This window comes from Kribbella sp. NPDC004138, from assembly GCF_053603655.1.
In genome coordinates this window covers 1-24,903 of the sequence record NZ_JBSGFZ010000042.1, presented here as the reverse complement: position 1 = coordinate 24,903, position 24,903 = coordinate 1, and the positions used below count along the sequence as shown (strand labels likewise).

The 24,903-nt window shown below is 70.2% G+C and carries 24 protein-coding genes and 1 riboswitch; of the genes, 14 read left to right on the top strand and 10 right to left on the bottom strand.

What is annotated here, in order from left to right:
* Positions 1 to 83: 83 nt before the first annotated feature.
* Genes ACWEOO_RS39800 through ACWEOO_RS39790 form a run of 3 tightly spaced genes read right to left on the bottom strand, consistent with a single transcriptional unit; the run spans position 84 to position 2,456 of the window.
* The gene (locus ACWEOO_RS39800) at positions 84 to 641 is read right to left on the bottom strand and encodes an ArsR/SmtB family transcription factor (protein WP_452147467.1); all 558 of its coding nucleotides are present in this window, start codon (positions 639 to 641) and stop codon (positions 84 to 86) included.
* 6 nt (positions 642 to 647) lie between these two features.
* Complete coding sequence (locus ACWEOO_RS39795; RefSeq protein ID WP_359933560.1) at positions 648 to 1,250, bottom strand: GNAT family N-acetyltransferase; 603 nt, start codon at positions 1,248 to 1,250, stop codon at positions 648 to 650.
* A gap of 18 nt (positions 1,251 to 1,268) precedes the next feature.
* On the bottom strand, positions 1,269 to 2,456 hold the full coding sequence (locus tag ACWEOO_RS39790) for a DUF418 domain-containing protein (protein ID WP_452147466.1): 1,188 nt from the start codon (positions 2,454 to 2,456) through the stop codon (positions 1,269 to 1,271).
* Between the two features lie 165 nt (positions 2,457 to 2,621).
* On the opposite strand from ACWEOO_RS39790, the gene paaA reads away from it, so the two are divergent.
* The 6 genes from paaA to ACWEOO_RS39760 are packed head-to-tail and all read left to right on the top strand — an operon-like array spanning position 2,622 to position 6,754.
* A complete protein-coding gene (gene paaA, locus ACWEOO_RS39785) occupies positions 2,622 to 3,551 on the top strand; it encodes a 1,2-phenylacetyl-CoA epoxidase subunit PaaA (RefSeq protein WP_452147465.1) in 930 nt (309 codons plus the stop codon).
* Positions 3,548 to 3,829: a 1,2-phenylacetyl-CoA epoxidase subunit PaaB gene (gene paaB / locus ACWEOO_RS39780; protein ID WP_355690052.1), complete on the top strand. Its 282-nt coding sequence runs from the start codon at positions 3,548 to 3,550 to the stop codon at positions 3,827 to 3,829. Before paaA ends, paaB begins: the two co-directional genes overlap by 4 nt.
* The gene (paaC, locus tag ACWEOO_RS39775) at positions 3,826 to 4,560 is read left to right on the top strand and encodes a 1,2-phenylacetyl-CoA epoxidase subunit PaaC (RefSeq protein WP_452147464.1); all 735 of its coding nucleotides are present in this window, start codon (positions 3,826 to 3,828) and stop codon (positions 4,558 to 4,560) included. Before paaB ends, paaC begins: the two co-directional genes overlap by 4 nt.
* Positions 4,554 to 5,033, top strand: a complete 480-nt coding sequence (paaD, locus tag ACWEOO_RS39770) for a 1,2-phenylacetyl-CoA epoxidase subunit PaaD (protein WP_452147463.1) — start codon at positions 4,554 to 4,556, stop codon at positions 5,031 to 5,033. Before paaC ends, paaD begins: the two co-directional genes overlap by 7 nt.
* Positions 5,034 to 6,119: a 1,2-phenylacetyl-CoA epoxidase subunit PaaE gene (gene paaE, locus ACWEOO_RS39765; RefSeq protein WP_452147462.1), complete on the top strand. Its 1,086-nt coding sequence runs from the start codon at positions 5,034 to 5,036 to the stop codon at positions 6,117 to 6,119.
* Positions 6,120 to 6,145: 26 nt separating this feature from the next.
* On the top strand, positions 6,146 to 6,754 hold the full coding sequence (locus tag ACWEOO_RS39760; RefSeq protein ID WP_452147461.1) for a hypothetical protein: 609 nt from the start codon (positions 6,146 to 6,148) through the stop codon (positions 6,752 to 6,754).
* Positions 6,755 to 6,864: 110 nt separating this feature from the next.
* Here the strand turns inward: ACWEOO_RS39760 and argG are convergent, their stop codons facing one another.
* On the bottom strand, positions 6,865 to 8,298 hold the full coding sequence (gene argG, locus ACWEOO_RS39755; protein ID WP_355690058.1) for an argininosuccinate synthase: 1,434 nt from the start codon (positions 8,296 to 8,298) through the stop codon (positions 6,865 to 6,867).
* 178 nt (positions 8,299 to 8,476) lie between these two features.
* On the opposite strand from argG, the gene ACWEOO_RS39750 reads away from it, so the two are divergent.
* Positions 8,477 to 9,289: a metal-dependent hydrolase gene (locus ACWEOO_RS39750; protein WP_452147460.1), complete on the top strand. Its 813-nt coding sequence runs from the start codon at positions 8,477 to 8,479 to the stop codon at positions 9,287 to 9,289.
* Positions 9,290 to 9,291: 2 nt separating this feature from the next.
* On the opposite strand, the gene ACWEOO_RS39745 is transcribed toward ACWEOO_RS39750, so the two are convergent.
* A complete protein-coding gene (locus ACWEOO_RS39745; protein WP_452147459.1) occupies positions 9,292 to 9,798 on the bottom strand; it encodes a hypothetical protein in 507 nt (168 codons plus the stop codon).
* A 218-nt stretch (positions 9,799 to 10,016) separates the two neighbouring features.
* Between ACWEOO_RS39745 and dapA the strand changes: the two genes are divergently transcribed.
* Genes dapA through ACWEOO_RS39730 form a run of 3 tightly spaced genes read left to right on the top strand, consistent with a single transcriptional unit; the run spans position 10,017 to position 13,700 of the window.
* A complete protein-coding gene (dapA, locus tag ACWEOO_RS39740; RefSeq protein ID WP_452147458.1) occupies positions 10,017 to 10,931 on the top strand; it encodes a 4-hydroxy-tetrahydrodipicolinate synthase in 915 nt (304 codons plus the stop codon).
* Positions 10,928 to 12,622, top strand: a complete 1,695-nt coding sequence (locus ACWEOO_RS39735) for a ribonuclease J (protein WP_452147457.1) — start codon at positions 10,928 to 10,930, stop codon at positions 12,620 to 12,622. Before dapA ends, ACWEOO_RS39735 begins: the two co-directional genes overlap by 4 nt.
* 46 nt (positions 12,623 to 12,668) lie before the next feature.
* Positions 12,669 to 13,700 carry a LacI family DNA-binding transcriptional regulator gene (locus ACWEOO_RS39730; protein WP_452147456.1) on the top strand — a complete coding sequence of 344 codons (1,032 nt, stop codon included), beginning with the start codon at positions 12,669 to 12,671 and terminating at the stop codon, positions 13,698 to 13,700.
* Here the strand turns inward: ACWEOO_RS39730 and ACWEOO_RS39725 are convergent.
* On the bottom strand, positions 13,660 to 14,520 hold the full coding sequence (locus tag ACWEOO_RS39725) for a hypothetical protein (RefSeq protein ID WP_452147455.1): 861 nt from the start codon (positions 14,518 to 14,520) through the stop codon (positions 13,660 to 13,662). The genes ACWEOO_RS39730 and ACWEOO_RS39725 overlap by 41 nt on opposite strands.
* Positions 14,521 to 14,651: 131 nt before the next feature.
* Between ACWEOO_RS39725 and ACWEOO_RS39720 the strand changes: the two genes are divergently transcribed.
* Positions 14,652 to 16,172 carry an alkaline phosphatase D family protein gene (locus ACWEOO_RS39720; protein WP_452147454.1) on the top strand — a complete coding sequence of 507 codons (1,521 nt, stop codon included), beginning with the start codon at positions 14,652 to 14,654 and terminating at the stop codon, positions 16,170 to 16,172.
* A 71-nt stretch (positions 16,173 to 16,243) separates the two neighbouring features.
* On the opposite strand, the gene ACWEOO_RS39715 is transcribed toward ACWEOO_RS39720, so the two are convergent.
* Genes ACWEOO_RS39715 through ACWEOO_RS39705 form a run of 3 tightly spaced genes read right to left on the bottom strand, consistent with a single transcriptional unit; the run spans position 16,244 to position 19,617 of the window.
* Positions 16,244 to 16,885, bottom strand: a complete 642-nt coding sequence (locus tag ACWEOO_RS39715; RefSeq protein ID WP_452147453.1) for a maleylpyruvate isomerase family mycothiol-dependent enzyme — start codon at positions 16,883 to 16,885, stop codon at positions 16,244 to 16,246.
* Positions 16,882 to 17,667, bottom strand: a complete 786-nt coding sequence (locus tag ACWEOO_RS39710; protein ID WP_452147452.1) for a mycothiol-dependent nitroreductase Rv2466c family protein — start codon at positions 17,665 to 17,667, stop codon at positions 16,882 to 16,884. The genes ACWEOO_RS39715 and ACWEOO_RS39710 overlap by 4 nt, the downstream gene beginning before the upstream one ends.
* Before the next feature lie 48 nt (positions 17,668 to 17,715).
* A complete protein-coding gene (locus ACWEOO_RS39705; protein ID WP_452147451.1) occupies positions 17,716 to 19,617 on the bottom strand; it encodes a LuxR C-terminal-related transcriptional regulator in 1,902 nt (633 codons plus the stop codon).
* A 48-nt stretch (positions 19,618 to 19,665) separates the two neighbouring features.
* Here ACWEOO_RS39705 and ACWEOO_RS39700 point away from each other — a divergent pair, with 48 nt between their 5' ends.
* The gene (locus ACWEOO_RS39700; protein ID WP_452147450.1) at positions 19,666 to 21,717 is read left to right on the top strand and encodes a prolyl oligopeptidase family serine peptidase; all 2,052 of its coding nucleotides are present in this window, start codon (positions 19,666 to 19,668) and stop codon (positions 21,715 to 21,717) included.
* Positions 21,718 to 21,732: 15 nt separating this feature from the next.
* On the opposite strand, the gene ACWEOO_RS39695 is transcribed toward ACWEOO_RS39700, so the two are convergent.
* The gene (locus ACWEOO_RS39695) at positions 21,733 to 23,097 is read right to left on the bottom strand and encodes an aminotransferase class V-fold PLP-dependent enzyme (protein WP_452147449.1); all 1,365 of its coding nucleotides are present in this window, start codon (positions 23,095 to 23,097) and stop codon (positions 21,733 to 21,735) included.
* A 17-nt stretch (positions 23,098 to 23,114) separates the two neighbouring features.
* Positions 23,115 to 23,228: riboswitch (SAM riboswitch) on the bottom strand.
* 96 nt (positions 23,229 to 23,324) lie between these two features.
* Between ACWEOO_RS39695 and ACWEOO_RS39690 the strand changes: the two genes are divergently transcribed.
* Positions 23,325 to 23,840: a DinB family protein gene (locus ACWEOO_RS39690; RefSeq protein WP_452147448.1), complete on the top strand. Its 516-nt coding sequence runs from the start codon at positions 23,325 to 23,327 to the stop codon at positions 23,838 to 23,840.
* 30 nt (positions 23,841 to 23,870) lie between these two features.
* On the top strand, positions 23,871 to 24,641 hold the full coding sequence (locus tag ACWEOO_RS39685) for a DUF4184 family protein (protein WP_452147447.1): 771 nt from the start codon (positions 23,871 to 23,873) through the stop codon (positions 24,639 to 24,641).
* Positions 24,642 to 24,903: the final 262 nt, after the last annotated feature.

Below are 24,903 nucleotides of genomic sequence, written 5' to 3'. Positions count from 1 at the left end.
TGCGTGATCGGTCCGTGACAATCTGTCATGCCCGCTGACAGCCGTCGAGCACCACCCCCGGCTCGTCGCCGATCGGCGGCCTGCTATGCGCCGGACGACGGCAGGAAGTACGCGAGCATCCGGATCCGCCGGCTGCCCTCGGGCTGCTCGGTGCGGTTCAGGTACGGCTTGAGCATCGTCTCCAGGTCTTCCTGGATGGTTCGCAGCTCGTCCGCGGTGACCGTCATACCGGCGTTGAACAGGCCTGCCGCCCGGGCCCAGTCGAGCTCGAGCTTCGGCTCGGTCTGCTCGACCCAGTCCCGCGGCACCTGCTCGTAGTTCAGCAGCATCGCGTTGCTCAGCTCGCGCGCGGCCAGCTGGACTTCCTCGGGCCCGGACTCCGGCACCTCGAAGAACACGCCGCGCCCGACCGCCCGCCACTCATCGCCGTCGGCAACGAGCAGGCCCACTTCGGCGAGGCCTTCGACATGTCCCTGGGCTTCGGCGGATCCGACCCCGACCTGCTCGGCCAGCTCCGCGACGGTCGCCGTACTGCGGGTCAGCCGGTCCATCAGCGCGAGGCGCACCGGGTGCGCGAGAGCGCGCAGGGCGGCCGCCTCGGTGAGGACCATGTCGCCGACGTCGTTGACTTCGACCTGCATCGGCGGCTACTCCGTTCCGGGGTCGGTGTGGAGGCGGATCTGCTTGATCCGGACCGACTCGTCGCCGTAGAGGTCGAGTTCGCGGTGGGCGCCGTCAGGGGCCCAGCCGGCTTCGGTGTAGAACGCCCGGAGGACGTCGTCGGTGGAGTTGACCCAGACGGTGACCCGCTGGAAGCCGTCGGCGCGGATCGTGTCGACGACGGCGTTGAGCAGCCGCGAACCGTGGCCGGCGCGCGTGGCCTCCGGGTCGACGGCGAGCTCGGCGATCAGTGCGTCGCGCTGCGGGTCGGCGTCCGGGTCGTCGGACGGCGTGATGGCCGCGAAGCCGACCAGGGTGCGGCCGGCCAGCGCGACCATCACCCGGTTGCGTGCCTCGCCCGGGGCGACCAGCGCGGCCCGCCACTGGGCCGCGAACTGGGCCGGGTTGAGCTCGGCGAGGACATCGGCCGGCAGCAGCCCGGCGTACGACGTACGCCAGGCCGCGACCTGGATCTCGCCGATCGCGTTGGCCTCCGCGGGCAGCGCCAGCCGCACGCTGGTCTCGGCCACGGGCGTCTCGGCGGACAGATCCGAGAGGTTGGCGGGTTCCGGTACGCCGAAATCACTCATGTGCGCAATCCTCGCAAGTCAGTACACGAGCCGCCGCAGCAGGGTCTCGGCCGGCCCGCGGTACGAACGCAGGCTCATCGCGTACGCGCCGGCGACCGAGACGATCCAGACGCCGATCGCGACCAGCGCCGCGGTGTACGCCGTACTTCCGAAAAGGTCCAGGTCCAGTGTGAAGGGTGCCAGCAGTACCATCCACGACACCGACTGGAACAGGTAACCGGACAGCGAACGCTGGCCGAGCGCGGCCATGGCCCGCACCGGGCGCGACTGCCTGCGGAGCCGGGCGACGAGCAGACCGAACAGCGCGACGTACCCCGGACCGCCGAACATGCCGGACACGTGGGACAGCAGACTGAGCGCGTCCACCGCGTTCTCGTCGACGTGCAGCCAGCCGGCGCCGACCAGCGCGAGCGGCAGCCCGCCGACGAACGTCAGGCCGAGGCAGCAGACGGCGACGCGCGTCAGCAGGGTCTTGTGTGCGCCCGGGTTCTCCAGCAGCTGCTTGCGAGCGGCCCAGATACCGAGCCAGACGATCACGATGAAGGGCAGCACGCTGGCCATGTGCAGCGGGTACTCATGCAGCCGGTCGACCAAGCTGCCCAGGTACGACGACGCGTCCAGTGACGGGTTCGGCGAGTTGGTCAGCGCGTGGGCGGGACCTGAACTGTCGACGACCGCGAGCACAGCCATGGCTCCGACGACAAGGACCTCGACCGCCATCAGCGCCCAGATGCCGAGGGCGATCCGGTGGAACTTGTCGCCGCGGTTGAGCAGGAACAGCGTGCTGGCGATGCCGACGACGCCGTAGGCGCCGAGGAAGTCGCCGAAGTACAGCAACGACGCGTGCGCGAGGCCGAAGGCGATCAGCCAGGCGTTGCGCTTCAGCAGGATCCGCCGTACCGCGCCGGTGCCGGCCCCCGAGGACCGCTGCCGGCGGGCGAGCTGCACCAGGCCGTAGCCGAACATCACCGCGAACACCGGGTACGCCCGGGCGTCGACGAAGGTGAGCTTGAGGAAGTTCAGCATGCGTTCGAAGCCGTGGGGCGCGCTCTCCACGCCGGGCTGGCCGGCGAACGCGAAGTTGGCGCTGTTCGCCAGGCCGATCAGCAGCAGCATCGCGCCGCGGATCAGGTCCGGCGCGAGGGCTCGCTCGCGGCCGGTGACGGGCCCGCGGTGGTCTACTGCCGGGGTGAGTGTGGTGGTCACGGGGTCCTCCGGGAAACTGTTTAGCCCTTGAACGGATGACAGAATCCTCGCCGTCCGTGACCGCTCTTCCCCAGTGCGTCAGACCCACTCCCCGGGGTAGGTCCAGCACCACCTTTGTGACACCTGTTGTTGATTCCGAGAAAAAGTGTCACATATGCTGTGGGTATGGACGACAGCTTCCAGGCGACCATCGACGCCGACGGCCGGATCGAGCCGCGGGACGCGATGCCGGACGGGTACCGCAAGACCCTGATCCGGCAGATCGCGCAGCACGCGCACTCCGAGATCATCGGCATGCAGCCGGAGGGCAACTGGATCAGTCGCGCGCCGTCGCTGCGCCGCAAGGCGATCCTGATGGCGAAGGTGCAGGACGAGGCCGGCCACGGTCTCTACCTGTACGCCGCCGCCGAGACGCTCGGCGTCGACCGCGCCGACCTGCTCGACCTGCTGCACAGCGGCAAGCAGAAGTACTCCAGCATCTTCAACTACCCGACGCTGACGTGGGCCGACATCGGCGCGATCGGCTGGCTGGTGGACGGCGCCGCGATCGTCAACCAGGTGCCGCTGTGCCGCTGCTCGTACGGTCCGTACGCGCGGGCGATGGTGCGGGTCTGCAAGGAGGAGTCGTTCCACCAGCGGCAGGGCTTCGAGATCCTGCACACGCTGTCCCAGGGCACCGAGGCGCAGAAGGCGATGGCGCAGGACGCCCTGAACCGCTGGTGGTGGCCGTCGCTGATGATGTTCGGCCCGCCGGACGCCGCGTCGACGCACTCGGAGCAGTCGATGGCGTGGGGGATCAAGCGGCACAGCAACGACGAGCTGCGGCAACGGTTCGTCGACATGACCGTCCCGCAGGCCGACGTACTCGGGCTGCGGGTGCCCGACGACGGCCTGACGTACGACGAGGCGTCGGGTCACTACCGCTTCACCGAGCCGGACTACGCGGAGCTGTACGAAGTTGTCAAGGGCAACGGTCCGTGCAACCGGCAGCGGCTGGCCAAGCGGGTCAAGGCGCACGAGGACGGCGCGTGGGTGCGCGAGGCCGCCGCGGCGTACGCCGCGAAGCAGGCTGCTCGTCAGGAGGCCGCGGCATGAGCGTCGAGCCCTTGTGGGAGGTTTTCGTGCGGTCGCGCCGCGGGCTGTCGCACACGCATGTCGGTAGCTTGCACGCCCCCGACGCGACGATGGCGCTGCGGAACGCGCGGGACGTGTACACGCGCCGCCAGGAAGGCGTCTCGATCTGGGTGGTGCGGGCGTCCGACATCACCGCGTCCAGCCCGGACGAGAAGGACGAGTTCTTCGACCCGGCCGGCGACAAGGTGTACCGGCACCCGACGTTCTACGAGGTCCCGGAAGGTGTCGAGCACCTGTGAGCGACCTGTTCGTCTATACGCTCCGCCTCGGCGACGACGCGCTGATCGCGGCGCAGCGTACCGCCGAGTGGATCGCGGCCGCGCCGCAGCTCGAGGAGGACGTTGCGCTCGGCAACATCGGGCTGGACCAGCTGGGGCAGGCGCGGTCGCTGCTCCAGTACGCCGGTTCGCTCGACGGCCGCACCGAGGACGAGCTGGCGTACTTCCGCGACGAGCGCGAGTTCCGCAACCTGCAGCTGTGCGAGCTGCCGAACGGCGACTTCGCGCACGCGATGGCGCGGCTGCTGTACTTCGCGACGTACCAGCAGCTCCTGTACGACGAGCTGCGGTCCTGCGCCGACGAGACGCTCGCCGGTGTCGCGGGGAAGGCGGTCAAGGAGGTCGCGTACCACGTCGACCACGCGACGCAATGGGTGCTGCGCCTCGGCGACGGGACCGACGAGAGCCACCGCCGCATGCAGGCAGCCCTCGACGCGCTGTGGCCGTACACCCCCGAGATGTTCGAGTCGGACGCGCTGGTGCAGCGGCTGGACGTAGCCGTCGATCCCTCGACGCTGCGGGACGCCTGGACCGATCGAGTCCTGGCTGTCATCGACCAGTCGACGTGTGAGCGACCGTCGTCGTCCTATCAGCACACCGGCGGTCGCGACGGTCGCCATACCGAACACATGGGCTACCTCCTCGCCGAACTCCAGCACATCGCGAGATCCCACCCAGGTGCGACATGGTGACCGACGAGGCGATCCTCGAAGCGGTCGGCGAGGTCACCGATCCGGAGGTGCCGGTCCTCACGATCGACGACCTCGGCGTCCTGCGCGGCATCCGGCACGAAGGCGACGAGGTCGTGGTGACCATCACCCCCACGTACTCCGGCTGTCCGGCGATGGACCTGATCCGTCATGAGGTCGAGCTCACGCTCCGCTCGCTGAACGTCGACGGCCGCGTCGAGACCGTGTTGTCGCCGGCCTGGACCACCGACTGGATGACCGAGACCGGCAAGGCCAAACTCACCGAGTACGGCATCGCCCCGCCGACCGGTCGTCGAGCCGTCGGCGGGCCGGTGGCGCTCGCGCTGACCGTGCGCTGCCCGCTGTGCGGCTCGCCGGACACGACGGAGCTGAGCCGCTTCGGCTCCACCTCCTGCAAGTCCCTGTGGCGCTGCAACAGCTGCAAGGAACCCTTCGACCACTTCAAGGCGATCTAGATGACGACCGTCGCCCCCCGCCGCCGCGCGACCTTCCATCCGCTCAAGGTGGCCGCGATCGAGGCGATCACCGACGACTCGGTGGCGATCACCTTCGCCGTGCCGCCCGAGCTCGCGGACGAGTACGAGTTCGCGGCCGGTCAGCACCTGACGATCCGCCGGACCGGGGAAGAGGTCCGACGCAGCTACTCGATCTGCTCGCCCGCGGGATCGGGCGTGCTGCGGATCGGCGTGAAGCGGATCCCCGGCGGCGAGTTCTCGGCGTACGCCGCCAACGACCTGAAGGCCGGCGACGAGCTCGAGGTGATGACCCCGCTCGGCCGGTTCGGTACGACGTTCGACGCCGCGAACGCCAAGCACTACGCGTTCGTCGCCGCCGGCAGCGGCATCACGCCCGTGCTGTCGCTGGTCGCGACGGTTCTCTCGATCGAGCCGTCGAGCCGCGTCACGCTGCTGTACGGCAACCGCACCGCGGGGTCGGTGATGTTCGCCGACGAGCTGGCCGACCTGAAGGACCGGCACGCCGAGCGCTTCCACCTCGTGCACGTGCTGTCGCGCGAGACGACCGAGGTGGAGCTGTTCAGCGGACGGATCGACGCCGAGCGGCTGCAGCGGATGTTCGCGACGATCCTCCCGCTGGACTCCGTCGACGAGTGGTTCCTCTGCGGCCCGTACGCGATGGTCGTCGGCGCCCAGGACCTGCTGCTGGCCGAGGGCGTCGCGCGCGAGCACGTCCACGCCGAGCTCTTCCACGTCGGCGACGAGGCGCCCAAGGCACCCGTCGAGGAATCGACCGCCGACGAGGACGCAGCGCAGGTTACCGTGATCCTGGACGGTCGCCGGTCGACGTTCGCGCTGGGGGAGCACTCCAAGGCGGTGCTGGACGCGACGCTCGCCGTACGGTCCGACGCCCCGTTCGCCTGCAAGGGCGGCGTCTGCGGCACCTGCCGTGCCAAGGTCCTCGACGGCAACGTCCGCATGGACACCAACTGGGCGCTGGAGCCCGACGAGATCCGCGCCGGCTACGTCCTCACCTGCCAGTCCCACCCGACCACACCCCAGGTGACCCTCGACTTCGACGCCTGACCCCGCGGCCTGGTTCACTCCCCGGCATGTCCGAACCCTTTCCCGCGCCCCGTCCGATCACTGCCGAGGAACGCCAGTACATCGCGGACGTCGAGAACTCGTTGCGTCCGGCCTTTCTGCACGCGGTCGCGGAGGAGTTCGGGCCGGCCGACCGCCCGGCGGCCGAGATCGCGGAACAGATGTCCGCGGCGGCTCCCGGCCACCGTCTGCAGACGGCCGTCGAGGCGCGCATGAACTCGGGCACGCACTTCGATGCGCTCCCGGCGGAGGAGCGGTCGGCGGCTGCCCAGCAGGCCGCGCTGGTGACTGCGCAGGCGGTCTCGCAGCTGAGTGTCCGGACCGCCGACGGGCGGCTCGGTGACCTCGCCGGGCGGGGAGCCGATCGCGTGCTCCGAGGGCAGTACGAGAAGCTGGCGCAGGAGGCGGCCGGCCGGGCGGGCATGGTGCTGGGTGGCGCGATCAACCGCGCGCGTTTCCTGCAGGTGGAGGAGATCCGGCGGCAGGCGGGCGCCGGGATGACGCCGCCGTCGCCCAGAACAGGCGCCGGCACCGAAGTTCGCTCCGAATCCGGCGACGGCGCGGCGGCCAGGCCGGCCGATCGGGCCAGGAGCACGCGCGGCCACGGGCGCGGCTGACCGGCCCCCGCCCGGCCGACGCCTCCGGCTGACCGGAGCCGTCCGGCCCACTCGAGGGCCGCGGTCGCATCTCGCTGGATGCCGTTAACCGCGGCCCGCGACTGAAGATCTCAGTCGGTGCCCGACTCCATCGCGGCCCGGTCGAGGAGCTCGTCCTCCTCGGTGGCCTCGCCGCGGGACGCGATCGCCTCGGCGCCGCCCCTGGGGAGTTCACCGATCAGTTCGGTGGAGGAGGCGAGCGCGGGGTTCGCGGAGCCGAACATGCCGAGGCCCGCGTACTGCTCCAGCTTCGAGCGCGAGTCCGCGATGTCCAGGTTCCGCATGGTCAGCTGGCCGATCCGGTCGACCGGGCCGAACGCCGAGTCCTCGATCCGCTCCATCGACAGCTTGTCCGGGTGGTAGCTGAGCGCGGGGCCGGTGGTGTCGAGGATCGAGTAGTCCTCGCCCCGCCGCAGCCGCAGCGTGACCTCGCCGGTGACCGCCGTACCGACCCAGCGCTGCAGCGACTCCCGGATCATCAGCGACTGCGGGTCGAGCCAGCGGCCCTCGTACATCAGCCGGCCGAGCTTGCGGCCCTCGGTGTGGTAGCTGGCCAGCGTGTCTTCGTTGTGGATCGCGTTCACCAGCCGCTCGTACGCCGCGTGCAGCAGCGCCATCCCGGGCGCCTCGTAGATGCCCCGGCTCTTCGCCTCGATGACCCGGTTCTCGATCTGGTCCGACATGCCGAGCCCGTGCCGGCCGCCGATCGCGTTCGCCTCCAGCACCAGGTCGACCGCGGAACCGAACTCCTTGCCGTTGATCGTCACCGGCCGGCCCTGCACGAACCCGATCGTGACGTCCTCGGCGGGGATCTCCACCGTGGGGTCCCAGTGCGCGACGCCCATGATCGGGTCCACCGTCTCCACCCCGGTGTCGAGGTGCTCGAGGGTCTTCGCCTCGTGGGTGGCGCCCCAGATGTTCGCGTCGGTGGAGTAGGCCTTCTCGGTGCTGTCCCGGTAGGGCAGGCCGTGCGCGACCAGCCACTCCGACATCTCCTTCCGGCCGCCCAGCTCGTGCACGAACTGCGCGTCCAGCCACGGCTTGTAGATCCGCAGCTGCGGGTTCGCGAGCAGGCCGTAGCGGTAGAACCGCTCGATGTCGTTGCCCTTGAACGTCGAGCCGTCGCCCCAGATCTGGACGTCGTCGTCGAGCATCGCCTTGACCAGCAGGGTGCCGGTCACCGCCCGTCCGATCGGGGTGGTGTTGAAGTAGGTCCGCCCGCCCGACCGGATGTGGAACGCGCCGCAGGCGAGCGCCGCGAGACCTTCCTCGACGAGCGCCGCGCGGCAGTCCACCAGCTGGGTGATCTCCGCGCCGTACGCCGTCGCGCGGCCGGGCACGGACGCGATGTCGGGCTCGTCGTACTGCCCGAGATCAGCGGTGTACGTGCACGGGATCGCACCCTTGTCCCGCATCCACGCAACCGCAACCGACGTGTCGAGACCACCCGAGAAGGCAATCCCGACCCGCTCACCGACCGGCAAAGAAGTAAGCACCTTGGACACAGGAAAAGTATGCATCACTCTGCATGATTATGCAAAGCGGTCCCGTCCTTGAGTCCCCGCCAACCGGATTTCGCCGCCGGATCTGGTTGGTGGGGGCTCAAACACGCGCGAGGTGGGTCTGCGTGGCTGATGGGGGTAGTGGGGCTGGTGGGGGAGGATGGAAGTCGAGCTGAGGGGTGTGAGGCGCGGGATGATGGGGCGGTCGCATGCGTTGTCGGGGTGGTGTGCCGGGCTGGCGGTGGCGCCGCTGGTCGGGCTGACCACGGTGGCCGAGGTGGTGCCGTTCGCGGCGGCCACGGCCGGGTACGCCCTGGTGCCGGACCTCGACCATCCGGGCGCGAGCGCCTCTCGGCTGCTCGGTCCGCTGACCCGGCTCGTCTCCGCCGCGGTGCGGGCGTTCTCGGGCGTCCTCTACGCCGTGACCAAGGGGCCGCGCGACGAGGACAGCACCGGCAAGCACCGCCACGCGACGCACACGCTGGTCGCCGCGGTCCTGCTCGGCATGCTCGCGGCAAGCCTCGGCGACCGCGGCAAGTGGGCCGTTCTGGCGGTCGCGGTGACCGGCCTCGTGCTGGCCGCCGACGCCCTCGGTGACTGGATCGTCTTCGCGGTGCTCGCCGCGGCGGGCTGGACCGTCGTCGGCGCCGAGGCCCTGCCCGGCACCGCGTCGGCCGATGCCCTGCAAACGGGCCTGACGCAGATCGGCGGATGGATCGGCGCCGCGGTCGCGCTCGGCATGTTCGTCCACTGCCTCGGCGACAGCCTCACCCGCTCCGGCTGCCCGTGGCTGTGGCCGCTCCCGATCCGCGGCGAGACCTGGTACGAGCTCCGTCTCCCGAAGCCGCTGCGGTTCCGGACCGGTCACTGGTTCGAGCACGCCGTGATCGTGCCGGTCCTGACCATCGGCGCCGTCTTGCTGCTGCCGGGTGGGCTGCACGCGGTCGAGCGGCTCTTCGACGCGACGAGCATCTGGCTCGCCGGTCGCTCCTGACCTCAGTCTTGGAGCCGGCCCGTCAGGTACGACGGGATGCCGCCGGACTCGAGCGCCGCGGCGAACCGGCGCTGGTTGCGCTCGCCCGGCCACGCCTCCCAGAAGAACAGCGGCAGCGCCAGGGCGGCGCCGATCAGGACGACCCAGAAGCTCTCGGCCACGAACGACAGCGCGACGGAGATCAGGAACACGGCCTCACAGACCGCGAACCGGGTGAACGTCGACGCGGTGAACCGGCGCCACGAGTCCGCCTCGATCTCGGCCGCCGACCGCGCCGAGTGCGCGAGCGGGGGAGTACGGAAGCCGGCCAGTTCGCAGATCGAGTACGCGCCGACGGCGGCGGCCGGCACCACCAGCACCGGCCAGCCGGTCGGGAACTCGCCGATCCCGTCGGTCGCGAGCACGAACCACAGCACGAGCGTCATCAGCGGGATCGCCCCGGCCATCGTCGCGCAGACCATCGTCAGGCTCTGGCGGGCGGCAGGCGTGGCAGCAGAAGGTGTCGACACGCGGATGAGACTAAGGCATCGAAATCCGGACACATTGCGTACGTTTCCTCACGGAGAGTATTTGCAGAAGTTTTTCCGGACTTTTTTGCCAGAAGCTGTAACGCCTACCGAGCGGCGCCCGATAGGACGAGTGAGCCTGGTGGCTGCCCGGACCCCCGAGCGGACAGCCACCAGGCCTACCCATTTCTTCAGGGGTCGGGAGCGGTAATCTGAGGCCCATGTCCTCGCCAGAATCCACGCCCTCGTCGACGCCGCCGTTCGGCCGGCTGACGACCGCGATGATCACGCCGTTCCGCCCCGACGGGTCACTCGATCTCGACGCCGCCCAGAAGGTCGCCAGGCACCTCGTGGACGGCGGCAACGACGCCCTGGTGCTGAACGGCACCACCGGCGAGGCGCCGACCACCTCGGACGACGAGAAGGTCCGGATCATCCAGGCGGTCCGCGAGGCCGTCGGTGACGGCATCAAGCTCGTGGCCGGCGTCGGGACCAACGACACCGCGCACACGATCGCGTGTGCGCGGCAGGCCGAGGCCGCCGGCGCGGACGGCCTGCTCGTCGTCACGCCGTACTACAACAAGCCTCCGCAGGACGGGCTGCGCGCGCACTTCACCGCGGTCGCCGACGCCACCGGCCTGCCGAACATGCTGTACGACATCCCCGCCCGGGCCGGGGTCGAGATCAAGACCGAGACCCTGATCGCGCTCGCCGAGCACCCGCGGATCGTCGCGGTGAAGGACGCCAAGGGCGACCTCGCGGGGACCACCAAGGTGCTGGCGAACACCGATCTGTTCTACTACTGCGGTGCCGACGAGCTGAATCTCGCCACGATGGCGGTCGGCGCGGTCGGCATCGCGAGTGTCGTGGCGCACGTGGCAAGCCGGGAGTACCGGCAGCTGATCGACGCCGTGGTCGCCGGCGATCTCGGAGCAGCACAACAGATCGAGCGACGGCTGGTGCCCGCCGTCGAGGCGATCATGACCAGGACCCAGGGCGCCATCATGGTGAAGGCCGCGCTCAAGCTGGCCGGCGTCATCGAGCACGCGACCCTCCGGTTGCCGTTGGTTGAGGCGACCGCCGAGCAAGTGGACCGGCTCACCACCGACTTGAAGCAGGCAGGACTGATTGCATGAGCCATCCCCATCCAGATCTCGCCGCGCCCGGACCTCTCGCTCCGGGCGCTTTGCGGGTCATCCCGCTCGGCGGCCTCGGCGAGGTCGGCCGGAACATGACGGTGTTCGAGTACGACGGCAAGCTGCTGATCGTGGACTGCGGCGTACTCTTCCCGGACGAGAACCAGCCCGGCGTGGACCTGATCCTGCCGGACTTCGAGCCGATCCGGGACCGCCTCGACGACGTCGTCGCGGTGGTCCTGACGCACGGCCACGAGGACCACATCGGCGGGTTGCCCTACCTGCTGCGTGAGCGGGGCGACATCCCGGTGGTGGGGTCGCAGCTCACGCTCGCGCTGCTCGAGGGCAAGCTGAAGGAGCACCGGCACCGCAACGTGCCGCAGCAGACCGTGGTCGAGGGCGAGAAGCTGCAGATCGGGCCGTTCGTCTGCGAGTTCGTCGCGGTCAACCACTCGATCCCGGACGCGCTCGCGGTCGCGATCAAGACGCCGGCCGGCACCGTGCTGCACACCGGCGACTTCAAGATGGACCAGCTGCCGCTCGACAACCGGATCACCGACCTGCGGGCGTTCTCCCGGCTCGGCGAGGAGGGCGTCGACCTGTTCATGGTCGACTCCACGAACTCCGAGGTGCCCGGCTTCACCACCCACGAGCGCGACATCGCGCCGGTGCTGGACCGGGTCTTCACCAAGGCGAAGAACCAGCGCATCATCGTGGCCTGTTTCGCCTCCCACGTGCACCGCGTCCAGCAGGTCATGGACGCCGCCGTGAAACACCGCCGCAAGGTCGCGTACGTCGGCCGCTCGATGGTCCGCAACATGGGAGTGGCCCGCGACCTCGGGTTCCTGACGGTGCCCGGCGACACGCTGATCGACATGCGCGACCTGGACAACTACCCGCCGGAGCAGGTGGTGCTGGTGTCGACCGGTTCGCAGGGCGAGCCGATGTCGGCGCTGTCCCGGATCGCCGCCAACGACCACAACGTCGTCCACCTGCAGCCGGGCGACACCGTCGTGCTGGCGTCGTCGCTGATCCCGGGCAACGAGAACTCGGTGTACCGGGTGATCAACGGCCTGATCCGGCACGGTGCGAACGTGATCCACAAGGGCAACGCGCTGGTGCACGTGTCCGGGCACGCGAGCGCGGGCGAGCTGCTGTACTGCTACAACATCGTGAAGCCGCGCAACGTGATGCCGGTGCACGGCGAGGTCCGGCACCTGCACGCGAACGCGGATCTCGCGGTGCAGACCGGCGTACCGCGGGAGAACGTGGTCGTCGTCGAGGACGGCGTGGTGGTCGACCTGATCGACCGCAAGGCCGTGGTGGCCGGCAAGGTCGACTGCGGGTACGTGTTCGTGGACGGCTCGACCGTCGGCGACATCACCGAGACCTCGCTCAAGGACCGCCGGATCCTCGGCGACGAGGGCTTCATCTCGGTGATCGCGGTGATGGACTCGGTGACCGGCAAGCTGACCGCCGGGCCGGAGATCCAGGCCCGCGGGTTCGCCGAGGACGACACCGTGTTCGACGACCTGAAGCCGAAGATCGAGGCCGAGATCGAGAAGGCGATCGGCAGCGGCGTCGACGACATGTACCAGCTGCAGCAGGTGATCCGCCGGGTGGTCGGCAAATGGGTCAGCGACACCCACCGCCGGCGCCCGATGATCATTCCGGTCGTGGTCGAAAGCTGATCACCCGGTGTAACCTGCTCCGCGAGCAGAGGAAGGTGGGCCGGCGATGAGTGTCAGCGGGGTGAACGGGACGGGCCAGCGCCGGCCCACGATGAAGGAGGTCGCCGCCCGGGCCGGGGTCGCACTGAAGACCGTGTCCCGGGTGGTGAACGAGGAGCCGAACGTCAGCCCGGAGCTGACCGCCAAGGTCCAGGCGGCGATCAAAGAGCTGAACTACACGCCGAACGAGTCGGCCCGGATGCTGCGCCGCGGCAAGACCGGCACGATCGCCGTGGTGATCCGCGACATCGGCGACCCGTTCTTCGCCTCGCTCGGCCGCGCGGTCGAGCTGTGGGCGCGCTCGTCCGGCTCGGTCGTCATGATCGGACTGACCGACGAGGACCCGGACCGGGAGCGCGACGTCTGCCTGGAGTTCGTCGCCCGGCGCCCGGACGCGCTGATCATGGCGCCGATCGGGGAGACCCAGGACTACCTCGCTCCGCACGTCGACGCCGGGATGGCGGTCGTCACGATCGACCGGCCCGCGCACGGCATCGAGGCGGACGCCGTGCTCGCCGACAACGCGGGCGGTATCGACCAGGCGATCGACCACCTGGTCCGGCAGGGCCACCGGCGGATCGCGTACCTGGGCGACGACGAGCGGATCTTCACCGCGCGGGAGCGGGTGGTGGCCTACCGGGCGGCAATGGCCCGGCACGGGATCGGAGTCGACGAGGACCTCGTCCACCTGTCCGAGCCGACCACCGAGGGCATCGGCATCACGCTGTCGGCCGTCCTCGACCGCCCCGACCCGGCCACCGCTCTGCTGTCGGCCAACAACATGACGACCGCGGAGGTACTGCGGGGCCTGGCCGGCCGCCGGGACAAGGTGGCGCTGGTGTCGTTCGACGACCTGCAGCTCGGCGACCTGCTCAGCCCCGGCCTGACGGCGGTCGCGCAGTCGGCCGACGTGATGGCCCGAACGGCGATCCAGCTGATGACCGAGCGTCTCCCGGAACCGCACCGCCCCGGCCGCACGGTCCGTGTCCCGGTCAAGCTCACGATCCGTGGCTCGGGGGAGATCCCGCCTCCGCGCTGACCACCTGCCCGGGTTCGCCGAACCGGGCCAGCACCAGCGCGGCGGCGACCGCGAGCACGAAGCCGCACGCGGCCACGGCCTCGTAGCCGGGCCGCGGCCGATCGCCCAGCACGAGCAGCCCGACGATCGCCGGGAAGAACGTCTCGCCGACGACGAGCATCGCGGTCGCGGTTGTCACCCCGCCGCTCTGCAGCGCGGCGGCGTACCCGAGCATGGCCATCGCACCGCTGACGATCGCGATGTACGTGGCCGGCTCGGTGAGCAGGTCCGCCGGGCGCAGGCTGGGAATGATCCGGCCGCAGATGGCGACGACGCCGAAGCCCAGTCCGGCGATCAGGCCCAGCACGGCGGCGCGAAGCCGCCGCGGGACCAGTCGGCTCGCGACCCTGGCGAGGGCGAGCAGCATCACCAGTCCGGCGAGTGCAATCTCGAACCCGCGGCCGACCGTGGCGTTGCCCTCGGTGCTGGCCGAGATCCCCAGCAATCCCAGCCCGACACAGACCGCCCCGACGGCGGCCCATTCGACGCGGCCCAGCCGGACGCCCAGGGGCCAGGCCGCGAGCGCGGTCACCGCCAGACTGGCCGCGAGCGCGGACTGGACGAGGAACAGCGGGAGAACCTGCAGTGCAGCCAACTGCAGGGCGAAGCCGACGGCGTCCAGGGCGATGCCGGCCAGGAACCGCCACTGCGCGACGATCCGGACCAGTCCGTGGGTGCTGATGTTCTCGGAGGTGTCCGACCCGGCAGCGGCAGCCTGCAGCACCGAGGCCACGCCGTAGGCGACCGCGGCTGCCAGCGCACACAGCAGACCCCACCACATGCCTGCAGCCTACGGATCCGCGCCGTCTAGTCGTTGCGGGCGCGGGCCTGCGATCGCGGCCGGTGGGTGATTTGCCGTGGAGTTGGCCAGGCTGTCACCCGGCGGTCACTCGTGGAGCGCACCTTCGGGACATGAAACTGAGTCGCCGCCAGCTCTTGGCCGCATCTTCCGTCGCCAGTGCGTCGTTGGCCCTGCCAGGCGTCGCGTCCGCGGCACCGAATCTCGTCCGCCGTGACCGCGCCGCGCTGCCCTCGGGCGTCGCGAGCGCCGACGTGACGCCGAACTCGGCCGTCGTGTGGTCGCGCGCCGACCGCCCGGGCCGGCTGGTCGTCCAGCTGACCAGCCACGGCCGTTTCGACCGGGCGATCTGCCTGCGCGGCCCGAAGACGGACGCCGCCGACGACTTCACCGCGCGGCTGCCGTTGCGTGGCCTGCGCCCCGGTCAGCGCTACGACTACCGGATCGGCTTCGAGGACGAGAACGGCCGGATCGGGCAGACGCTCGACGGCTCGTTCGGCACGCCGGGCCGCAACCGGCCGGTGTCGTTCGTGTTCACCGGCGACACCGCGGGGCAGGGGTACGGCATCAACCCGGACCTCGGCGGCATGGTCGCGTACAAGGCGATGCACGACACCCGGCCGGACTTCTTCCTGCACTCCGGCGACAACATCTACGCCGACGGCCCGATCCAGGCCGAGCTGAAAGTTGCCGACGGCACCGTCTGGCGGAACGTGGTGACCGAGGAGGTCGCGAAGGTCGCCGAGACGCTCGCCGAGTACCGCGGCCGGTACAAGTACAACCTGCTCGACGGCAACGTGCGCTCGCTGTACGCCGACGTACCGCTGATCGCGCAGTGGGACGACCACGAGACGCTGAACAACTGGTACCCGGGGGAGATCCTCACCGACGACCGCTACACCGAGCGGCGCGTCGACGTGCTCGCGGCGCGGGCGAAGAAGGCGTTCCTCGAGTACTTGCCGATGGAGCACGCCGCGGGCCGGGACCGGATCTACCGCAAGGTGAGCTACGGTCCGCTGCTCGACGTGTTCTGCCTGGACATGCGTACGTACCGCGGCGCGAACCCGGTGCCGTCGACCGCCGGGCCGGTGGCGATGCTCGGTGCCGAGCAGGCCGCCTGGCTGGTGCGTGAGGTGGCGGCGTCGCGGGCGGCCTGGAAGGTGATCGCCAGCGACATGCCGCTCGGCCTGCTGGTGCCGGACGGCAACCTGATCGAGGCGGTCGGGAACGGTCTGCCCGGCGCGCCCGGCGGCCGCGAGCACGAGATCGCCTGGGTGCTGAGCCAGTTCAAGAAGCGCAAGGTCCGCAACGCGATCTGGTTGACCGCCGACGTGCACTACTGCGCGGCGCACCACTACGACCCGTCGCGGGCGGCGTTCACCGACTTCGACCCGTTCTGGGAGATCGTGGCCGGTCCGATCAACGCCGGCACGTTCGGTCCGAACGCCCTGGACAGCACCTTCGGGCCGGAGGTCGTGTTCTCGAAGGCGGCCGACTTCGCGAACCAGTCGCCGGCCGGCGGCAACCAGTTCTTCGGTCACACGTCGATCGACCCGCGGACCGGCGTGTTCACGGTCTCGCTGCGCAACCTGTTCGGCAAGGTTCTCTGGATCAAGGACATCACCCCGGCCTGAGAAGGCCAGTCGTACCCACCGGCTCCGGCGCTTGTGCGGGATGCCGCCCACCGGGGCCGGCGGGTACGACGTCACACGCCGTGCAGGACCTCCGCGCCCGGACCGTCGAGCTGCGGCAGGACGACGCGGCGCCCGGTGAGCAGCAGGAGCAACGAGAGCATCGGGCCGCGCAGCTCCGACCCGTCGCCGACGCTCCAGTCGATGTCGTCGGCAACCAGACGGAGCCCGTCGTACGGCAGCGACTTGAAGACCCTCGACATCCGGCTGCCGCGGCATTCCCAGACGCGCGTGGCCGCCGTCGCGGCGACGTCCGGCGGGACCGGGAGCGAGCGGCCGATCGGGATCGCGATGTCCTGCCCGTGAACGACGATGTCGATGAGCGTCTCCCGCGGAGTGACGCCGAAGTTGTGCCTGCGGGAGCCGATCATGCCGCGGATCTCGCCGATGATCTGCTCGGTCGGCAGCGCTGCCTGGTCGCGCCCGGAGGCCTGGATGATCCAGTTCAGGCTGTGAATGCCGGGATGCTTGAGTGCGAGGCGGAGGGCGGCGCCGAGCGTCATCTGCTGCAGGGTCAGGTGGCCGGCGACGTCGCGGACGGTCCAGCCCGCACACAGCGAGCGGTGCGCCCAGTCGTCGGTGGTCAGTGTCGCGAGCAGGTCGGCTGTACGGGCTCTTTGCGTGTCGATCGCGGTCCAGAGTTCGTCGTCGTTCATGACCGCGCCTTTCCGTCGGTGGGCCGGTAGCGCACGTCCGGCGGGCTGGTGCGGGTGCGCTTGAGTTCGAAGAAGTCGCGGCAGCCGGTGAGCAGGCGAATGCCGTCGAACAGGCGTACGGCGTCGTCGCCGCGGGGGACCGCGTTGAGAACAGGCCCGAAGAACGCGGACCCGTCGAGGTGCAGGACGGGTGTGCCGCCGTCGATGCCGACCGGCATGGTGCCTTCGTCGTGGCTGCGGCGCAGCGCCGCGTCGTACGTCGCGGAATCGGCCGCCTCGGCGAGCGTGACCGGCAGCCCGGCGGCGACGAGCGCCTCGGTCGAGGCGGCGCGGTACTCGGCGGTCGACGGATAACGCCAGTGGTCGAAGATCCGCTCGCCGAACGCGGTGTGCCAGGCCCGGAACGCTTCTGGTCCGTGGTGTGCGACCACCGCGGTCGCGACCCTTGACGGACCGGTCATCTCGCCGAGTTTCGCGCGGTAGGTCTCGTCGACGGCGCGGTGCTCGTTGAGCATCAGCAGGCTCATCACGTGGTACCGGAGATCGAGGGTACGGCGCTGGGCAACTTCGCGGAGCCAGCACGCCACGACCCACGTGTACGGGCAGACGGGATCGACGTACAGGTCGACCCGCGGCGTGGTGCCGGGGATTTCGGCGGCACGAGCGGATTCGGTGCGCTCGAGGAACCCGGCGGCGGGTGTGCCCCCGGTGCGGTCGGCGTAGTAGCGCGTCGTGACCTGGTCCCACAGGTCGCGGTCGGCGCCGGTCTGATCGTTGTGCATGGTCCGAGCGTCCGCCACCTTGGGTCATCGTCACATCGTCCGAATTGCTCAGTCGGTACTCAGACCGGTGCTCGCCCAGGCCGCGACCTGGGCGCGGTTCGCGAAGCCGAGCTTGTCGAGGATGTGCTGGACGTGATTCTGCGCGGTGCGTTCGGAGATGACGAGCCTGGCGGCGATCTCGCGGTTGCTCAGGCCGTTCGCGACGAGTCGTGCGACCTCGCGCTCGCGTGGGCTCAACGGGTCCGGCGCGACCGCCAGGCTCCGGAGGCGTTCCACCCAGGGCGTCATGCCGAGTGCCTGCGCCAGATCGAGCGCGTCCCGGGCCACAGCCCGCGCCCGGGATTCGTCGCCGAACCGCTGATGGGTCTCGGCCAGCAGGCAGGCAGACTCGACCGCGAAGCCCGGCGCGCCGATGCTGCGGCAGCGCGCTTCGGCCGTTCGGAGGTCCGCGACCGCAGCGTCCGGTTCGTCGAGGGCCGCGGCGCAGACCCCGAGGACGAGGTCGACCGGTCCGAGGAAGTTGGTCGCGCCCGCGCCGCCCACGACGTACCAGCCGCGGCGGGCCTCCAGGCGGTCCCGGAAGCGTCGTACGTCGTCGGTCGCGCCGATCGCGGCCGCGACCCGCGCGCCGATGGTGTTCAGCAGCAGCTCGCCCGCGCGCCAGTCCGGCCACGACTCGGGCCGGCCGCAGCGTTGGTACAGAGCCGCTGCCTCATCCGTCCGGCCGGCGTCGACGAGCACGAACGCGCGGGTCAGCCGGGCGGCGAGATCCCAGCGGGCGTCGGTTCCGAACTGCCAGACGGCACTGCCCAGCAGTTCGGGGGAGTGGCCGCGATGATGGCCGAGCACCAGCCGGAACGCGACCTCCGCACCGTGCGCCGCCGGATGACCGATGCTGCGGAAGACGGTGAGCGCTTCGTCGAGCAGCGTCTCGGCGTCGTCGAACTCGGCGCGGGCGGCGGCCAGTGACGCTCGGGTGATCAGGACGTGCCATCGACCCTGCGGGCCGCCCGCACGCCCCGCACAGCTTGCGATCCGGCCGGTCTCGCCGCCGATCGCGGCCAGGTCACCGGCGTACCAGAGCGTGTCGACGCGCCAGAGTCGCCCGCGCAGCTCCACTTCGGCGCGAATGGTCGACGTACCAAGCTCGATCATCCGGTCCGCGGCGGCGGCCAGTTCGGCCACGTCGTCAGGTCCGCTCGTCGCGAGCTGGCGCGCGGTCAGCGCTTCCACGAGAAGGGACGGATCTTGCAGCGCCTCGGCCTGGGCCAGCGCGTCACTGCTGGCTCGGAGCGCCTCACTCCACCGCGCGAGGTAGACAGCCGCCTGCGACTGCCGGGCCAGCAACCGGACTCTCGTCCTCGGCGAGCTGTGTGCTGCGGCGAGTGCCTCGGTACACCACTGGTCGATGTCGCCGTCCCAGTCCGACTGGCCGATCGGCTCGAGCGTGACGGCTGCCTGGGCGAGCAGCTCGGCTGCTTTCGCGCTCCTCGCGATCGCGACGGCGCTGCGCGTGGCAGCGTGGGCCGTCGCGAGATCACCGGCGCGGACGGATGCCGTCGCGAGGCGGAGCTGGAGCGCTGCCCGTTCGAGCGGATCAGGCGTTGCCGCTACGGCCCCGGCCCAGTGCCGTGCGATCTCGGCCGTGTCGGCGCCTGCGTCCGCTTCGAGCACCTCGGCCGTACGGCGGTGCAGGTCGGCGCGCCGGCTCAGGACCAGCCGCGCTTCGGTGTCCCGGCGTACCGACTCGTCGGCGAACCACGACTCGCCCGTGTCCGGTGCCACGACGATCGCACCGCCACGGATCAGTACGTCGACCGCGTCCGCGAACTCGTCGCTGGTGAGACCGGCGACTCGCTGCAGGACGTCCAGCCGGATCCGCGGGCCGGCCACGGCGGCGGCGACCCGCACCTGGGCCGCGTTGTCGTCGACCGGTCGCGTGGTGGTCACGCTCGCAGTGTGACGGCAGGCCGCTGAGTCCGCCAGTAGGTTGTGTCCATGACCGTCTATCCCGAGAGCCGCCGCGACGATGTGGTCGAGACGTTGCACGGGCACCAGATCGCCGACCCTTACCGCTGGCTGGAAGACCCTGACTCGAGCGATACCCAGGACTGGGTCGACCGGCAGAACGCATTCACCCAGGCCGAGCTGGCCGACTACCCCGAGCGTGGCTGGTTCCAGGCCACGATGGCTGCGATCCTCGCGCGGCCGCGGGCCGGTGTGCCCGTGAAGAAGTCGGGCTGGTACTTCGTCGGCCGCAACGACGGCACCCAGGCTCAGGACGTGATCTTTGTCGCCGGCTCGCTCGACGAGCTGCTGTCCGCGGGCCGGGTGCTGATCGACCCGAACACGCTGTCCGAGGACGGCACGGACTCGCTGGGCTCGTTCACCGTGAGCCCTGACGGCAAGTACTTCGCGTACGGCGTCAACGAGAGCGGCAGCGACTGGACGACGTTCCGGCTGCTCGACATCGCCAACCGAAGGCCTGTCGACGACCAGGTGTCGGAGGCCAAGTTCTGCGAGGCGACGTGGCTCCCCGACAGTTCGGCGTACCTGTATCTGCACTACCCGGCGAGCGGGCGCAGCGAAGGCACGGAGACGACGTCCCTGTCCGGCGGACGGCTGATGCTGCACCGCGTCGGTACGCCGCAGTCCGAAGACGAGCTGCTGCTGAGCTTCCCGGACAACGAGCGGTACTTCATCACTCCCGAGGTGTCCGACGACGACCGGTACCTCGTCGTCCACATCACCGAGGGGACCGACCACGCCACCCGGCTCTGGATCTACCCGATCACCTCCGACGGCCTGGGCGAGCCGGTAAAGGTGGTCGACGAGTTCGCGGACGAGATCGCCTTCGTGCGGATGTCCGGCGACCAGCTGGTCCTGCGCACCGACCGGGACGCGTCCCGCGGCCGGGTGGTGCTGTCGACGCTGGACGGTTCATTTACCGACCTGATCCCGGAGGGAGAGTCGACGCTGCAGGCAGTCCGCGGTACGGCGGACGGCCTCGCCACGTTGACGCTCGTCGACGCGCAGCCGGTGCTGACGCTCTACGCGCTGGACGGCTCCGGTGAGCGCGTCGTCGACGTGCCTGGTGGCGGTGTGGTCGGGCTCAACGCCGGGCCGGAGTACGACGAGCTGTTCATCGGCCTGTCGACGACGACCGACCCCACGCTGTCGTACGTCGTCTCGACCGGGTCAGGCGACGTACGCGTGCTGCCGGAGCTGGTTCGTGGCTCCGGAGGCTTCACGCCGCCTCAGGTCACCGTGACACGCCGGACCGGACCGGTGCCCTACTTCTTGATCACCAGGTCGGACCTGGACTTCTCCGAGCCGCGCCCGACGCTCATGTGGGGGTACGGCGGGTTCCGTATCCCGATCCAGGCCGACTACCGGCCCGGCTGGCCGGCATGGCTTGCTGCCGGTGGCGTGCTGGTCATCACCAACCTGCGTGGCGGCGGCGAGTACGGAACCGAGTGGCACGACGCAGGGCGGCTCAAGAACAAGCAGAACGTCTTCGACGACTTCATCGCGGTTGCCGAGGATCTGCGGGACACCGGCGTGACGACTCCGGCGCAGCTGGCCGTTCACGGTCGCAGCAACGGCGGGCTGCTCGTCGGTGCCGTCATGACGCAGCGACCGGACCTGTTCGCGGTCGCATTGCCCGGTGTGGGTGTCCTGGACATGCTGCGCTTCCACAAGTTCACCGTTGGTGCGGCCTGGGCGTCCGACTACGGCTCGCCGGACGATCCGGAGCAGTTCGAGGACCTGCTGGCGTACTCGCCGCTGCATCGCGTCAGCGACGGGACGTCGTACCCGGCCACGCTGGTGGTCACGGGGGACCACGACGACAGGGTGGTTCCGTTGCACAGCCACAAGTTCATCGCGGCGCTGCAGCATGCCCAGTCCGGTCCGCGACCAGTCTTGACCCGGGTCGAGGTCAACACCGGCCATGGCTTCGGAAAGCCCGCCGCGATGATCGCGGCGGAGTGGGCGGACCTACTGGCGTTCGCTGCTCACCATGTAGGTCTCGTACCTCCCGAGCAGTAGGAGAGCTGCTTGTGGCTACCAGATCCGCGGGGCCTGAAGGTCCCGCGGGTCGTCCGCCGGCTGACAGCCGTGGGCGCTCTCCGTGTACTCCGTGCGCGGACCGGTCGTGGCCAGCGTACGGACGGCGTTGACGAGCCGGTCCACGTGCTCACGGGTCGCCCCGAGGCCGAGGCTGGCGCGGACCGCCGTACCGTGCTCAAGGGAGTCGGCAAGCAGGTGGCCGACCAGCGGGTGGGCGCAGAACTTGCCGTCCCTGACACCGATGCCGTACTCGGCGCTCAGCGCCGCGGACACCAGCGTCGAAGTCCGGCCGGCGAGCGTGAAACAGACCGTGCCGACGCGGTCGGCCTCCTCGCCGAAGATCGAGTACGTCGTGACGCCGTCGATCTGGGCGAGTCCGGTGCGCAGCCGGGCCAGCAGGCTGCGCTCGTGCTGCTCGATGGCGTCGCGGTGCTTGCTGATCGCGGCGCACGCGCTGGCCAGGGCGATGGCGCCGATGACGTTGGGGGAGCCGCCCTCGTGGCGGGCCGGTCCGGTCGTCCACACCACGGTGTCGCCCGTGACGGCGTGGGTCGCGCCACCGCCGTACAGGTACGGGTCGGCGGCGTCGAGCCAGTCGGAGCGGCCGATCAGTGCGCCGGCGCCGTACGGCGCGTAGAGCTTGTGACCGGACAGGGCGACCCAGTCGACATCCAGAGCGGCGATGTCGACCGCGCGGTGCGGAGCGAGCTGTGCGGCGTCGAGGCAGACCCGCGCGCCGTGGGCCTTGGCCACCTTGGCGATGTCGGCGATCGGGAAGATCTCGCCGGTGACGTTGGACGCTCCGGTGACCATGACGAGGCGAGGACCTTCGGGCGCCTGACGGAGCGCGTCGGCGACCCGGGTCACGGCCTCGGTCGGGCTGGACGGGGCCCCGAGGCGGACGGTCCGCTCGGCGGGCCACGGCAGCAGCGCGGCGTGGTGCTCGGACTCGAAGACGATCACGGTCGCGTCGGCCGGCACCGCGTGGGCGAGCAGGTTCAGGGCGTCGGTCGTCTGCCGGGTGAAGATCACCTGGTCGTCCGCGCGGGCGCCGACGAAGCCGTGCACCTCGGCGCGGGCCCGCTCGTACCACTGGGTGGTGATCCGCGAGGCGTAGCCGTTGCCGCGGTGCACCGACGCGTACGACGGCAGGGCCGCCTCGACACTGGCCCGGACGGACTCCAGACACGGGGCGCTCGCGCCGTGGTCGAAGTTCGCGTAGTCGGTGACCCGGCCGTCGGCGAGCGGGACCAGCAGGTCCGAACCGACGGTGGCGGGGATGTTTCCGGTGACCTGACGCGTGACGGTCGGCCGCGAAGTCGTCGTACTGGCCGGCTCGAGGATGGACAGGATCGACATGACGATGCTCCCAGGGAAGTCCGCACTTGCCGAACGGGGTATCCGCACGGCCTGGTCTTCACCCGGGGCACCCCACCGCGGAGGAGGGTTGCCGGCCAGCTAGCCGGGGCTTGTCGCTGGCACTCATGACCTGCCGAGAACGGTAACGAACGGGATACGGCTGCCGCCAGTGACTATCTCATGTGATGAGATGAGTGAACACATCGTGGGATGACGTAAGGAAGTCGATGACCTGGAGAGCGCCTGTGGTCGAGCGGCCGGACGGCTCGCTGACCGCACCGGAACGCGAACTGCTGCAAGGCTATCTGCAGTTCTATCGCAGCACGTTGCTGTTCAAGTGCGCGGGGCTGACCGCGGAGCAGTTGGCCGAACGGCCGTCGCCGCCCTCCAACCTGTCGCTGCTCGGCCTGATCCGGCACCTCACCAAGGTCGAGCGGATCTGGTTCCGCATCCACTTCGCCGAGGTCCCCGCCGAGCCGGTGTTCCCGCTGGAGCTCGGCAAGGACGCCGACTTCGAGCGGATCGAGGCGGCCGACGCGCAGGCGGCGTACGAAGGCCTGATCGCCGAGTGGAAGCTCTCCGACGACGCGGCGGCCGGCCACTCGCTGGACGAGCGGTTCACGTTCAAGGGCATCGATTCGACGCTGCGGATGATCTACATCCACCTCATCGGCGAGTACAGCCGGCACTGCGGCCACGCAGACCTCTTGCGGGAGCAACTCGACGGGACCACGGGCGCGTAACACGACCTGCCACGCACCTAGGCTGCCGCCGTGCCGTTCACTCTTGCCCACCCCGCGGCCGTCCTTCCGCTGTGCCGGCGTCCGTTGGTGGCGTCGGCTCTCGTGGCCGGCGCGGTGGCTCCCGACCTGCTGTACGTCGGGCCGATCTACCGGATCGCCACGCAGATCAACGGCAACTTCACGCTGACCCTCACCCACAAGTTCACGTCGGCGCTCTGGCTGGACCCGCTGCTGGCGCTCGTGCTGCTTCTTGTCTTCAACGTGGTGCTCAAGCGACCCCTGGTGGCTCTGGCTCCGACTGCGCTCGCCGCACGCCTGCCTGGTGCGGCCCGACCCCATCTGGTGTGGATGGTCGTCTCCGCCGTCCTGGGTGCGCTGACCCATGTGCTCTGGGACTCGTTCACGCACTATGACGGGTACTTCGTCCGAGAATTCCCAGGCTTCTTCCGGGCTCAGCTGACGGGAGCGTGGGACGTGAACCGCATCCTCCAGTACGTCAGCACCGTCGGTGGCTGTCTCGTCCTCGCCGTCTGGCTCTACCGCTGGTACCGCCGTACAGCACCGTCCGCTGTCGAGCCGGGGGTGCCTGATTGGGTGCGCTACCTCGTGCTGGCCGCCTTGATGGTCTTCGGCGTCACCGGCGCGATCGTCGAGCTCGGCCGGGTGGACGGCGAGTTCGCCGGGGAGACCGCCGTACGGCTCGTGCTGTCCGGGCTCGTGTCCGGCGGCCTGGCCGCGCTCGCCTGGTACGTCGTGCTGTGGCACCTGGGGCGGCTGCGGCGGCGTACGCACGTGTCGTGACGCTACGGATGGGGCAGCGTGATCGGCGTGTGACACGTGGGACTCGAGGGGTGATCGGGGTAGCCTGAACGATATGGCGACCCGCACGTCTTCCCCGGCGCGGGCGCAGAAGTCGGCAGCCAAACGGCCGAGCACGGCCCGTTCGGCGGCCGGTGGACGCCCCCGTCCGTCAGGCGCCCAGAAGCGTGGGCAGAGCACGAAGCGCGGCGGTGGTACCACCGCCGCGCGGGCCCGCAAGATTGGGAGTGGGGCGGGTTGGGGA